This window comes from Plebeiibacterium marinum, assembly GCF_026013615.1.
GTDB classification, from domain to species: Bacteria; Bacteroidota; Bacteroidia; order Bacteroidales; family Marinilabiliaceae; genus Saccharicrinis; species Saccharicrinis marinus_A.
Genome location: NZ_JAPDPI010000009.1, coordinates 48,406 through 60,923, shown reverse-complemented (window position 1 = coordinate 60,923; position 12,518 = coordinate 48,406). Strand labels below are relative to the sequence as shown.

Annotated in this window: 12 protein-coding genes; 7 read left to right on the top strand and 5 right to left on the bottom strand. The window is 36.4% G+C overall.

Features of this window, described 5'->3' with window-relative positions; translation table 11 throughout:
• Positions 1-12: 12 nt before the first annotated feature.
• A complete protein-coding gene (locus tag OM074_RS06405) occupies positions 13-396 on the bottom strand; it encodes an OsmC family protein (protein ID WP_301198561.1) in 384 nt (127 codons plus the stop codon).
• Positions 397-638: 242 nt separating this feature from the next.
• Here OM074_RS06405 and OM074_RS06400 point away from each other — a divergent pair, with 242 nt between their 5' ends.
• Complete coding sequence (locus OM074_RS06400) at positions 639-1,346, top strand: Crp/Fnr family transcriptional regulator (RefSeq protein ID WP_301198559.1); 708 nt, start codon at positions 639-641, stop codon at positions 1,344-1,346.
• Between the two features lie 63 nt (positions 1,347-1,409).
• On the opposite strand, the gene OM074_RS06395 is transcribed toward OM074_RS06400, so the two are convergent.
• A complete protein-coding gene (locus tag OM074_RS06395) occupies positions 1,410-2,852 on the bottom strand; it encodes an MFS transporter (RefSeq protein WP_301198557.1) in 1,443 nt (480 codons plus the stop codon).
• A 59-nt stretch (positions 2,853-2,911) separates the two neighbouring features.
• Between OM074_RS06395 and OM074_RS06390 the strand changes: the two genes are divergently transcribed.
• Positions 2,912-3,280 carry a hypothetical protein gene (locus OM074_RS06390; protein ID WP_301198556.1) on the top strand — a complete coding sequence of 123 codons (369 nt, stop codon included), beginning with the start codon at positions 2,912-2,914 and terminating at the stop codon, positions 3,278-3,280.
• A gap of 444 nt (positions 3,281-3,724) precedes the next feature.
• Here OM074_RS06390 and OM074_RS06385 read toward each other — a convergent pair whose 3' ends face one another.
• The 3 genes from OM074_RS06385 to OM074_RS06375 form a co-directional block, all read right to left on the bottom strand.
• The gene (locus OM074_RS06385; protein WP_301198555.1) at positions 3,725-4,162 is read right to left on the bottom strand and encodes an acyl-CoA thioesterase; all 438 of its coding nucleotides are present in this window, start codon (positions 4,160-4,162) and stop codon (positions 3,725-3,727) included.
• Positions 4,163-4,164: 2 nt separating this feature from the next.
• Complete coding sequence (locus tag OM074_RS06380) at positions 4,165-4,728, bottom strand: L-threonylcarbamoyladenylate synthase (protein ID WP_301198553.1); 564 nt, start codon at positions 4,726-4,728, stop codon at positions 4,165-4,167.
• An 84-nt stretch (positions 4,729-4,812) separates the two neighbouring features.
• Positions 4,813-5,631, bottom strand: coding sequence for a 2,3,4,5-tetrahydropyridine-2,6-dicarboxylate N-succinyltransferase (locus OM074_RS06375; RefSeq protein WP_301198551.1), 819 nt, complete (start codon positions 5,629-5,631; stop codon positions 4,813-4,815).
• A 325-nt stretch (positions 5,632-5,956) separates the two neighbouring features.
• Between OM074_RS06375 and OM074_RS06370 the strand changes: the two genes are divergently transcribed.
• The 5 genes from OM074_RS06370 to ilvC all read left to right on the top strand — a co-directional run bounded on the left by OM074_RS06370 (position 5,957) and on the right by ilvC (position 12,453).
• Positions 5,957-6,709: a hypothetical protein gene (locus tag OM074_RS06370; RefSeq protein ID WP_301198550.1), complete on the top strand. Its 753-nt coding sequence runs from the start codon at positions 5,957-5,959 to the stop codon at positions 6,707-6,709.
• Positions 6,706-7,521 carry a hypothetical protein gene (locus OM074_RS06365; RefSeq protein WP_301198549.1) on the top strand — a complete coding sequence of 272 codons (816 nt, stop codon included), beginning with the start codon at positions 6,706-6,708 and terminating at the stop codon, positions 7,519-7,521. Before OM074_RS06370 ends, OM074_RS06365 begins: the two co-directional genes overlap by 4 nt.
• A gap of 62 nt (positions 7,522-7,583) precedes the next feature.
• Positions 7,584-9,818 carry a helix-turn-helix domain-containing protein gene (locus OM074_RS06360; protein WP_301198547.1) on the top strand — a complete coding sequence of 745 codons (2,235 nt, stop codon included), beginning with the start codon at positions 7,584-7,586 and terminating at the stop codon, positions 9,816-9,818.
• A 31-nt stretch (positions 9,819-9,849) separates the two neighbouring features.
• Positions 9,850-10,731: an AraC family transcriptional regulator gene (locus OM074_RS06355; RefSeq protein WP_301198546.1), complete on the top strand. Its 882-nt coding sequence runs from the start codon at positions 9,850-9,852 to the stop codon at positions 10,729-10,731.
• A 246-nt stretch (positions 10,732-10,977) separates the two neighbouring features.
• Positions 10,978-12,453 carry a ketol-acid reductoisomerase gene (ilvC, locus tag OM074_RS06350; RefSeq protein WP_301198544.1) on the top strand — a complete coding sequence of 492 codons (1,476 nt, stop codon included), beginning with the start codon at positions 10,978-10,980 and terminating at the stop codon, positions 12,451-12,453.
• Positions 12,454-12,518 lie beyond the last annotated feature (65 nt).

Genomic DNA, 12,518 nt, shown 5'->3' with positions numbered 1-12,518 from the left:
CCAAATAAATGTTTAACCTTCTGTAATCTTAATCTCCGATGTTACCGGAATTGCCATTTTGTACAGGGCTGCAACACCGCAGTATTGTTCGTCAGAAAGTTGAACTGCGCGTTGAATTTTAGCCAACGGTAAGTCTTTCCCTACAAAGTGATAGATGATTTTCATTTCAGTAAAGTATTTTGGATGCTCTTCCCTGAGATCAGCTTCTACAGATATGGTGAGATCCTTATATTCAACACGCATCTTTTTTAGTATAGAAACAACATCCATACCAGTGCATCCGGCTAAAGCCACCAACATAAGCGGTTTAGGTCGAAGGCCTGAGTCGTTGCCGCCATTTTCAATACCTGCATCAATTTTAATCTTGTGGCCGTCTATTTCAGACTCAAAAGACATGTTTTCTAACCACTTTAAATCTATCGTTTTTTTCATTTGGATCTGTTTGAATTTTACGTAATATAACAAATTTACATCTTTATTTATATCTTTGTTCAGTCAAACGGAGTAAATACACATAACAAATAATTAAAGAATAATGTTTTAAAAATATTCTTAACAAAACTCTGTTAAGAATAATTGAAAACACTATTTTTACTGTGAATTTCAATGATTTCTTAAAGATTAAAATATAAATAGGAATGAAGAACATTCAAAGTGTTCCATATAACGAGCCGGTTGACCTGCGTTCCTTCAACATTTTCAAAGGGTTGACGGATGAAGAGATTGAGATGGTTAACCAATCAATGAGTTGTACCTTGCATAAACGAGGCAATACTATATATCACGAAGGAAGTAGAATAAATGGTACTTATTTAGTTGTAGAGGGGATTTTAAAGATTTTTAAGACCGGGTTTGATGGGAAGGAACAGATTATCAGGTTTGCAAAGCCTGGTGATTTAATTGGATTCCGCTCAGTGATCAGTGATGAGCTTGCCTGTAGTACAACTAAAGTGATTCAGGAAACTGTATTATGTTATTTGCCTGGTGATGTGTTAGAGCGTTTGTTAAAAACGAATGCCAGTTTTTCCATGGGTCTCATGAAGTTAACATGCAAAGAACTTGGAGAATCCAATAAATTCCTTACCGATATTGCACAAAAAACAGTACGGGAAAGATTGGCAGAAGTGCTTTTGTTGTTAATGGATACTTTTGAACTTGATCAGGACCATACCTTGCAGATATCTTTAACACGTGAGGAGTTGGCCAATATGGTTGGTACTGCTACAGAGTCGGTTATCAGACTGTTGTCGGAATTTAAAAGCGATAAGCTTATTGAATTAAACGGGAGAAAGATCAGGTTGCTTAATATACCTAAGCTGATTAAAATAGGTAACGTTTATGTATAAAAGATATTTTTAAGATAAAAAAGGCTACTCATTGCGGGTAGCCTTTTTTTATCTTTATCAAATTCATTGGTTCTTTTCAAGTTTCTGAAGATATATGTCGTAGAAGAAAAGGGAAACAACAGCCGCTAATCCAATTACTAATATTACAGACCAAATAGAGGAGGGGTTGTAGGTGTTCCAAAGGTGGTTTGTAAGTTCGCTGCCCGACATGTTCATGGCAGATGCTGCTTTATCGAAATATTCACTCTGCGAAAGTCCTTCTTCAATTGAAATTCCTTTGGCTGCAACCTCCTGCTGAACAAAAGTGGTTTTGTCTGACATCCATTGGTACACATTCCCGGATATAATTCCTGCAAAAACGTTTCCAAGAAATACAGGTATAAAAGAATAACCCATGTAAAGCGCTTTCTTTTCTGCTGGTGCTATACGACCGATATATTCTGTTATTTTTGGTGATCCGGCCATTTCCCCGATCGCGAAAATATATATGGCTACCATGGTAAAAAGAACATTTTGGGTAGTTAATGTAAGCGCCATTCCAATGGCACAAACAAGGAAACCTGCCATCATCGACCTTAGGGGGCGCCATTTCATTACGATGCTGGATACAATTACCTGGAAAATGATAATATACATCGCATCAAAATTTGTGATAAACTCAGCTTCCATCTGACCGGATTGAGTTCCGTAGTTTTCACTAAAAAATGGAGCGTAGTTATGGAAGAAATCGTAAACGGCTGACGTGTCAACCCATTGCATAATAAAAACAGGAAGCGTAAAGAACAACTGGTTGTACATGGTCCAGAAACCGGCAACAATAAGCAGGAACACCACAAACTTACCATCTTTGAATACTTCAAAAATATTAACAAAAACTTTTTTGACAGATTGGCCAATGGATTCACTGGTTTCTTCCCTTTCAGGTTCTTTATAAAACAGAAGCAGAACAAAGTTAATGGCAATAACTCCAGCAGAAATGTAGTACACCAAGGTGTAAGAAGAGTTTTTAAACAATAAGGTTACCAAAGGCCCAAAGAATGCTCCCAGGTTAACCATCATATAAAATATTCCAAAACCAATGGAAGCTGTTTCTGATGTGGTTGATTTAGCAACTGTTGCTGAAATAATAGGTTTAAACAGAGCTGCTCCCAATGCCAGATATAGGTATATTAGAAAAACTCCTGTAAAGGTTTTGAACATTGGCATGGTTATAAATGCCGAAGTGTATACAATAAAAGCAATAAACAAAATGCGTTTGTAGCCAAAGCGGTCGGCAATAGAGCCGGTAATTACAGGTAGGAAATACAAAATCCCTGTTCCAACGCCCATGATAATGCCTTTTTCGGCTTGTGAAAGCTCTAACCCACCCATGTCAACAGAACTGGTAAGGTAATTTGCAAATAGCATAAAGAAACCATACCAGGCAAACCTTTCAAATAACTCTATGATATTGGCAACCCAAAAAACCTTTGGGAATTTTTTAAATGTTTGTGTGGTTTTCGACATATCTAAAATTTTATCATTTTCAAGATCGTCTAAATTACTGTCTTTAAAATTGAAACAAAATGTATTTCGTCAGTAAAAGAGTAGTTATTAGTTTTTTCGTACTGCTCCCTGTTGATTTTCGTTGGGAATTTAGTAGCCTTGTCGATGGAGAAGTGGGTAAAAAACCATTTTTTGGTAGCTTCGTCGATGGAGAGGTGAGTAAAAAACCGTTTTTTAGTAACCTCGTCAACGGAGAAGAAGGTAAAATTCCATTTTTTGGTAGGCCTGTCAACGGAGAAGCAGGTAAAAAACCATTTTTTAATAGCCTTGTCAATGGAAAGGACAGTAAAAAACCATTTTTTGGTAGCCTTGTCAATGAAGAAGCAGGTGAAAAACTTCTTTTTGGTAGCTCCGTCACCGGAGAGGACAGTAAAAAATACTTTTTTTGAGTTTATACCAGCTTTTAATACTTTAAAAGTCGCTTTTATTAATGAATTGCTGTTTTTTTATTGCGGTGAAATTGAGGGGGTGAATCTATTAAAGATTTGTTGGAAAACTATGCTGACAAAGAGGACAAACTGAAGGATTCATAAATAACCCACTGCTATAAGCAAGTATAAAACATATGATTTTCATGTTTTTTGGCTAAGTAGTGTTTTGAAAGGACTGTTTTTCAAATCTGCCCACGACACTTTTTTCTTAACGTTGTTTTTAATCGAAGAAAAGCACATTGCTAAATATCAAAGAATTTATTGAAAAGCTGAGGAACTACTAAATACAACATTTAGAATATGATCAATCACGATGCTACGAAACAGGACTCTGTCGATCATGAGCGGGATTAAACATATTTTAATGTAAGGTTTTCTTATAAAATGTTTTTCCGATTAGCTCTATTTCATTAAGATAGTTCCGTGTTCTACAATATTCATTTTTCCACGCCATTCATTTGTGATTTCCATGGAACTTTGGGTTTTATGGTTAAAACCAACCATTACCGAATGACAGGTTGCTTTCAATAAACCACTTGTGTCTGTTAGATGTTGAATTAACTGAAAACTTTTTGTTCCTATTTTGGTCACTTTTGTTTGTAAGTACAACTGGTTGTTTATCAATACGGGTGAATAAAAGTCAGTTTTGTTGCTGGCAATAATAGCTGCAAACGTATTCCAGTTTATATCCGCACCAAAAACAGTTTTAAAATATTCCATCCTGCCCAAATCGAAATATTCCTGAATTTTAGTGTTGTTCACATGTCCCAGACTATCAATATCATTAAATCTTATCTGAATAGGTGTTTCGTGAAAGAACTCAATTTTTTCTTGCTCCATGATTATTCTCTTATAATTTGTATTTCTCCACCAAGTCCTAATTTTATAATGCTTGATGGTGCCGGGTTGCTGGTTTCTTCCTGGCGGTATTCAATAATGTAATCAACCCCGTTTTTAACTTCTTCGGATATTTCACCAAAATTTGCTGGCGAAGGCTGACCGCTGATATTTGCAGAAGTGGATACAATAGGCTTTTTAAATCTTTGACAAAGTTTATGCGAAAACTCTTCTTTAGTGATTCTGATTCCAACACTTTTGTCTTCTGCTAAGAGGTTAGCAGCCAGGTTTTTTGCATTAGGATAAATAATTGTAGTTGGTTTTGTGGCAAGTTCAACAATATCCCAGGCCATCTCAGGCACTTCATCCATATATGAATTCAACTTTGCATCATTATCCAGTAAAACAAGCATGCTTTTACTGTCTTCGCGTTGTTTTAGTTCATAAACCCGTTTTACAGCTTCCGGGTTAGTGGCATCACAGCCAATTCCCCAAATGGTATCTGTTGGATATAGTATTAAGCCACCTTGTTGAAGAACTTCAATGGCTTTCTTAATATCATCATGCATAGTCGGTAAATATTGGTCATTGGTCACTGATCATTGTAAAGAAATATTTACTAATGACTGTTGACCAATGACTATTTTGCAAAATTAAACAGCTACGTTGTTTTCCCTTAACGCATCGTTTAATGAAGTTTTTTTATCTGTTGACTCCTTACGTTTTCCGATAATTAATGCAGCAGGAACCTGATAATCTCCAGCCGGGAATTTTTTAGTATAACTTCCTGGTATAACTACCGAACGTGGAGGGACATATCCTTTATACTCTACAGGCTCATCACCAGTAACATCAATAATTTTTGTAGAACCTGTTAAAACAACATTGGCCCCAAGTACAGCCTCTTTTCCTACCCTGCATCCCTCAACAACAATACAACGGGAACCAATAAAAGCATCGTCCTCAATGATTACCGGAGCTGCCTGGATTGGTTCCAGAACACCACCTATACCAACTCCACCACTTAAATGAACGTTTTTACCAATTTGAGCACAGCTACCAACTGTAGCCCAGGTATCTACCATAGTTCCGGCATCAACATAGGCACCAATATTTACGTATGAAGGCATTAGTACTACGCCACTTGAAATGTATGCGCCATATCTGGCAACTGCATGAGGTACAACCCTGATTCCCAGTTCTGCATAATTTCTTTTAAGCGCCATTTTGTCATGAAACTCCATTGGGCCTGCCTCAATAGTTTCCATCTTTTGAATTGGAAAGTAAAGAATAACTGCTTTCTTTACCCATTCATTAACTTTCCAGTCGTCACCGTTTGGTTCTGCTACTCTAATTTCACCTTTGTCCAGTTTTTCCATTAAAGTACGAATCACTTCTTGAGTTTCCGGCTTTTTTAATAAATCCCTGTCCTCCCAGGCTTGCTCAACAACTTTTTTGTACTGCTCTAACATACTATAAAATTTATATTTTGGTGCGAAAATACGATGAAACAAACCTAAATGCAAATTCATTTGTTATATAACTATGAATCTGAAAGTAATTGGTTTGATATGCTTCGAATTTGTGTTGTTTTTTGATTTGATATTTTAATAATTAAATAGGAATTATGGAATAATGTTTGATGCATGGTAGAGCAGCTCAAGGGTCTTTTGCTGCCAGGAAAAATGAAAAGAAAGGTTAAAGTTTGGTTAATCGTTAGAAATAATGATTGTATGTGGAGTTTAGTTTTTATTTTGCGACTTTAATAATTGTATGCGCTTACTCGTTTTAATATTTATGTTGGTATGTACCTTGCATACCTACTCTCAGGATACTCCCAAGGAACAGGTTTGGGTCAAGCTTATCGTAAAAGATAGCGTTGATAACAAAACAATATCTAATGCTCAGATTGTTAGTTATGAAAGCATGATTATATATGCCACTGATGAGTCTGGTGTTTTTAGGGGCAGTTTTAATAGTACCGATTCTTTAAAGGTATTTGGTTTAGGATATTCTCCAACTATTGTTCATGTTGACATGTTAAAAAATTTTCCTGAGGGCAAAATTGTTCATTTGGGAAGAAAGTTTTACATGCTTGGAACTGTTGATGTTCCATCAGATCAGGAATTGCATTTGAATATGCCTAAGGATATTAATCTGGGGAAGGAAAATGATATCCCGACGGCATTAAGGGGTGATTCTTACAATAAAAAACCTCCTGTTTTAGCTGCGGTAGCTAATCCGCTTAGTTATGTAAACTATTATACATCAAAAAAAGAACGAGAAAAGAGAGAGATGAGGCGGGTGCTTGGTCAGGAGCAGGAACAGGATAAGATTAATGAGTTTTATAATAGAGATATAGTAAAAGAAGTATCCGGGTATGAGGGTGAAATGCTGGACAAGTTTATGATATACTGTAATATCAATATTAAATTGTCGGCCGATAGCAATCCTGTATTAATCAGGATGAAAATAGCTGAACTTATGGAGAAGTTTGAAGAGGAAAATAAAGGCAAGGATACAAAGGGCAACAAAAAAGCTGAAAAATGAAGTTGATATTTTCCATCCTGATATTGGTAACCAGTGTGAATGTTGTGTCGCAAAATATAAATGGGGCCTCTCATTTGTTTGAGGGAAGCTTGTTAAATCATAAATCGGAAAATCCGGTTGAGTATGCAGCCCTGAAAAATATGAGTACCGGCGAAGTTGTTTTAACCAATGAACTGGGTCTTTTTGAGATCAATGGTTCGGTTGGTGATACGATTAGGTTTCATAGTCTGGGTTATAAGGATACTACATGGATTATCCCTTCCATTTGGATGGCTATGGAAGAGGACTTAACCCTGGAGGTTGAAACCAGTGTTTATTCTATTGCAGAAGTCGAGGTGCTGCGCTTTTATTCATATGCCCACTTTAAACAGGCCTTTAAAGATCTGAAGCTTCCAAAAGATGAAAATGAAGAAGTGAAAATGATGGTTGCTTCATGGAATTTTGAAGAAGCTATAGCTTGGGGAAAAGCTGAAAAGAAGGCAAAAGAGGGCGCTTTTGGTGCTTCTCTTTCGTCAGGCAGGTTGTCTAAAGAAGATGCACAAAAAGCCTTGGTAAAAAAGCTCGAAAGGGTTTATGATGATAGTTATCATTTTCGTGAGGTTACAGGACGGGAAAATCTGGCAAGCTTAACCGGCTATCAGGGAGTTTGTCTGGACTCGTTTATTGTGTTCTTAAATTCCAATTATTCTATTAATTATAAGATGACTGATTTAACTTTGATCACATCTATAATGGATGCATATAAGGATTTTAAAGAATTGAAGAATGACCAAGAGTGGTATGATGTCATCGACAGTACTTCCATTCAATAAAATTTTGATTGCGATAGTTTTTTCTGTTACCTTCAACAATTAATTATAGTCGAAACGTAATAATGGAAAAAAAATTAGACCTGACTCAAATAGTATCTCGCTTTATAAATAATACCAATCAAAACATTTTTTTGACAGGTAAAGCAGGTACCGGAAAAACAACACTACTCAGAAACATACATCACCATACACATAAAAGCGTTGTTGTTGCAGCGCCTACAGGTATTGCTGCTATTAATGCCCAGGGAGTTACTTTGCATTCCTTGTTTCAATTACCTTTTGGGGCATTTGCTCCGGATAATAATGCATTAGCCAATAAATCGGTACATTCATTAATAAACACACCACGTACTTTGCTGGCCAATGTCAGGCTTCATAAAAATAAACGTAACATGCTTAAAAAGATGGAGCTGTTGATTATTGATGAAGTGAGTATGTTAAGGGCAGATATTCTCGATTCGATAGACTTGATCTTGAGGTCGGTGCGGCAAAAGCGGGATGTTCCTTTTGGGGGTGTGCAGGTAATGTTTATTGGAGATATGCTTCAGTTGCCGCCTGTAGTTAAGGATGATGAATGGAACGTTCTGAGTGCATATTATCCTAATGCTTTTTTCTTTAATGCGCAGGTTGTCAGGAATAATCCACCTCTTTATATTGAGTTGGAAAAGATTTATCGGCAGTCGGATAAACGCTTTGTTGGATTGCTAAATAATTTAAGAGACAACTGTATTACTGAGGAAGATATCTTATTGCTCAATAAATATTACAAGCCTGATTACAAACAAAAACCTGATGATGGAATTATCTTACTGACCACACACAACAGGATTGCAAATGATAAAAACCAGCGTGCTTTAAATGAGATTAATGAGAAATCAATATTTTTTAAAGCTGATGTTAAGGGGGATTTTAATGAGTACAGCTATCCCACAGATGAAAGCCTTGAATTTAAGAAAGGCGCGCAGGTTATGTTTACAAAAAATGATTATTCCGGTGAACAGCGATATTTTAATGGTAAGATTGGTTTTATTACTAAATTAAATAAAGAAGAAATAGAGGTTAGTTTTACAGATGGTTCGGAACCTGCACAGGTTGAACCTTATGTATGGGAAAATAAAAAGTTTGCCGTTAATAAGGAAACCAATGCTATTGAAGAAGAAGTGGTTGGTACTTTTCAGCAGTATCCGCTAAAGCTTGCCTGGGCTATTACGGTACATAAAAGTCAGGGATTAACGTTCGAAAAGGCAATTATTGATGTTGCCAATGCCTTTGCCCCCGGACAAATTTATGTTGCGCTTTCACGCTTGAGTAATCTCGATGGACTTGTGTTGACTTCACCCATTCCAAAAGAAGGGATTTCTATTGATCAGTCGTTAAAAGAATTTGCCTTAAATAAAAAGGGTGCGGATGATCTGGAACCTATTCTTGAAGCCCAATCAAAGTTATATTTTAATAATTTTGTTCTTAGGGCATTTGATTTTACTGATCTGATGCAAGAGCTGTATTACCATATCTCAACATATTCTAAGGATGGTAAAAAATCTTCTAAGCAGCAATATAAGTCCTGGGCTCAGCAAATAGCCAAAGAAACTGAGCCATTAAAAAAAGTAGCAGATACTTTTCAAGCGCAGGTTAACACCATTGTTCATTCAAACAGTAATAATTATTTACCAGTTTTGCTTGAAAGGGTTGACAAGGCTGTTCATTATTTTGAGCCACTTATAAAAGAGTTGCACGATAAGGTGCGTGCGCATTGCCAGGTGTTAAGAGGTGCAAGAGGAGTGAAGACCTATTACAATGAATTGGTCGATCTCTCAAATTTATTTTTGGGGCAGTTGCAATTGATTTATAAAGCGCATACGCTCATAGAGTCCTCTATCAAGGGGACTGAATTTAGTAAGGAATTGGTGAAAAATCCAGAGTTCTCAGGATCCAGAAACGATAGTGTCTCAGCAAAGGCTACGAATACAACAAAAGTAAAGGAACCGAAAGAAAAGAAACCTGATACAAAGACAGTATCATATGATTTGTATAAAGCAGGCAAAACACTTGAAGAGATTGCAAAGGAGAGGTCGCTTACCATGGGAACTATAGAAGGGCACCTTGCCCATTATGTGCAGATTGGAGAGGTGGATATATACGAGTTTATTAGTAAGGAGAAACTTAATATTATTGAAAAGGAGATTCATAAACAAGATACTTTTACATTATCGCCTATTAAAGAATCTTTAGGGAAAGGGGTTTCGTATGGAGAAATAAAGATGGTTGTGGCATATATGCAGAAAGATAAAGTATAGGATGTTTTTATATCTTTAGAAAAAACAGCAAGTGACAAACATAAAGCAAAACATACCAACATACGGGCTAACATCCTTTAGCCACTCAGAGCTTGCAGGCAGGCAGTTTCAGGTTGAAGTGTTTGATGCCAACAGGCATTTTAAAGTGAGCTATCCTCATCGTCACGATTTTTTTGAGGTGCTATACCTGAAAAAAGGTTCAGGCATGCATATAATTGATAGTGCAGAATATAAAATTGAACCTCCGTGTATTTTTTTCATGTCACCGGGACAGGCGCATAAGCTCGAGTTGTCGAGTGACGTGGATGGTTATATTTATATTTTTGCAGAAGACTATTACCTATATGATAAAAGCAACCAGAACCGTTTGCTTGAATTCCCTTTCTTCTTTACGATTAATCAGGATAATCCTCCATTAAAGTTAGCCCAGGCATCGGATTGCGTGTTTGTTGAACAGTTGTTTGTTAAGGCTATAGAAGAAGATGCAAAGCAAAATTCAAATATAGAGTTGTTGCGTTCTTTGCTCGATTCCATATTGAACTATGCTTCTACGCTTTATAAAAGTGACGAGCAGGGATTAACAAAAGGCAAAGGCCATTTGTTGGTAAAAAGGTTTTTTCAACTGGTTGAAGAAAACTACAAAAAAAACCTGAGTGTAAATGAATATGCAGATATGCTTGCGGTAACACCCAACCACCTTACTCAAACAATACGGCAGTTGAGTGGAAGAACGTCCAATGAAGTTATCCAAAGAAAGCAGATTCTTGAAATAAAGAGATTGCTTATTCATACCAACCTATCCGTTACCCAAATTGCCGAAGAATTAAATTTTTCGGATCAGTCATATTTTACAAGATTCTTCAAAAAATCCACAGGTAAAACGCCAGGTAAATTCCGTAATGAATATTCATAAGATGCAGATAAACAGAATTTAATATCTGTATTATAGGTGTGGTGTGTTTTGTTTTTGGTTTAATTGAAAAATAAAAAACCATGAAAAGTACCTAAAATAAGTGTTTTTGTAAATAAACACATTTGAAAAAATGCTGTTGATTTGTAACGTGATGATGCTTAACTTGCTTATCGTTTAAAAATGATATGGCTTAAAGGCATAATGTCAAACAGTTAATTAAAACATTAAATATTTAAAATTATTACAATGGCTAATTATTTTAACACACTACCGTTACGCGAGCAATTGAATCAGTTAGGTGTTTGCGAATTTATGGATAACTCTGAATTTGCTGATGGAGTTGAAAAACTTAAAGGTAAAAAAATTGTTATCGTTGGTTGTGGAGCTCAAGGGTTAAACCAAGGATTAAATATGAGAGATTCTGGTTTGGATGTTTCATATACTTTACGTGAAGCTGCTATTAAAGAGCAACGTCAATCATGGAAAAATGCTACTGAAAACAATTTTGCAGTGGGTACTTACCAGGAAATGATTCCTACTGCCGACATGGTGGTTAACCTTACTCCGGATAAGCAGCACTCTAACGTGGTGTCAGAAGTAATGCCATTGATGAAAGAAGGTGCTACACTTTCTTACTCGCACGGTTTTAACATTGTAGAGGAAGGAATGCAGATACGTAAAGACCTTACAGTTGTAATGGTTGCTCCTAAATCTCCAGGTTCTGAGGTTCGTGAAGAATATAAAAGAGGATTTGGTGTTCCAACCCTTATTGCTGTTCACCCGGAAAATGATCCAAAAGGAGACGGTTTGGAAATTGCCAAAGCTTATGCAGCTGCAACTGGCGGACACAGAGCTGGTGTGCTTCGTTCTTCATTTGTTGCTGAAGTTAAGTCTGACTTAATGGGTGAGCAAACTATTCTTTGTGGTTTGTTGCAAACAGGTTCTATCCTTTGTTTCGACAAAATGGTTGAAAAAGGAATTGATGCCGGTTATGCTTCAAAATTGATTCAATATGGTTGGGAAGTAATTACAGAAGCATTAAAAATTGGTGGTATTACCAATATGATGGATCGTTTATCGAACCCTGCCAAAATTGAAGCTTTTAAAATTTCTGAAGAGTTAAAGGTAATCATGCGTCCTTTGTTCCAAAAGCATATGGATGATATTATGAGTGGAGAGTTTTCTTCTACTATGATGGAAGACTGGGCCAATGATGATAAAAACTTATTGGGCTGGAGAGCTGCCACAGGAGAAACTGCATTTGAAAAAACTCCGGCTGGAGATGTTGAAATTTCTGAGCAAGAGTACTTCGATAACGCTTTGTTGATGGTTGCATTTGTTAAGTCAGGTGTTGAATTAGCATTCGAAACTATGACTGAAGCAGGTATCAAAGATGAAAGTGCGTATTATGAGTCGTTGCACGAAACTCCGTTGATTGCCAATACAATTGCACGTAAAAAATTATTCGAAATGAACCGTGTGATTTCTGACACAGCAGAATACGGATGTTACTTATTTGATCATGCATGTAAGCCTTTATTGGCAGACTTCATGAAAAATGTTGAAACTAACATCATTGGTAAAAACTTTAACGAAGGAGTTGATGCAAGTGTTAGTAATAAAGAGTTGGTTGATGTTAACGAAGCAATCCGTTTCCATGATATTGAAATTGTTGGAGCAGAACTTCGTGATGCAATGACTGCCATGAAAGCTATTATCTAATAGGTAAGCCTATAATATAATAATACCATTAAAGCCTGTTTCAAACTGAAACAGGCTTTCTGGTG

Bases quoted from the DNA above. Each gene is read 5' to 3' on its own strand.
- OM074_RS06385 (WP_301198555.1), bottom strand. From the start codon at position 4,162: ATGGAGCAAGAAAAAATTGAGTTCTTTCACGAAACACCTATTCAGATA.
- OM074_RS06395 (WP_301198557.1), bottom strand. From the start codon at position 2,852: ATGTCGAAAACCACACAAACATTTAAAAAATTCCCAAAGGTTTTTTGG.
- OM074_RS06400 (WP_301198559.1), top strand. From the start codon at position 639: ATGAAGAACATTCAAAGTGTTCCATATAACGAGCCGGTTGACCTGCGT.
- OM074_RS06360 (WP_301198547.1), top strand. From the start codon at position 7,584: ATGGAAAAAAAATTAGACCTGACTCAAATAGTATCTCGCTTTATAAAT.
- OM074_RS06405 (WP_301198561.1), bottom strand. From the start codon at position 396: ATGTCTTTTGAGTCTGAAATAGACGGCCACAAGATTAAAATTGATGCA.
- OM074_RS06390 (WP_301198556.1), top strand. From the start codon at position 2,912: ATGTATTTCGTCAGTAAAAGAGTAGTTATTAGTTTTTTCGTACTGCTC.
- OM074_RS06365 (WP_301198549.1), top strand. From the start codon at position 6,706: ATGAAGTTGATATTTTCCATCCTGATATTGGTAACCAGTGTGAATGTT.
- OM074_RS06370 (WP_301198550.1), top strand. From the start codon at position 5,957: ATGTTGGTATGTACCTTGCATACCTACTCTCAGGATACTCCCAAGGAA.
- OM074_RS06375 (WP_301198551.1), bottom strand. From the start codon at position 5,631: ATGTTAGAGCAGTACAAAAAAGTTGTTGAGCAAGCCTGGGAGGACAGG.
- OM074_RS06380 (WP_301198553.1), bottom strand. From the start codon at position 4,728: ATGCATGATGATATTAAGAAAGCCATTGAAGTTCTTCAACAAGGTGGC.
- ilvC (WP_301198544.1), top strand. From the start codon at position 10,978: ATGGCTAATTATTTTAACACACTACCGTTACGCGAGCAATTGAATCAG.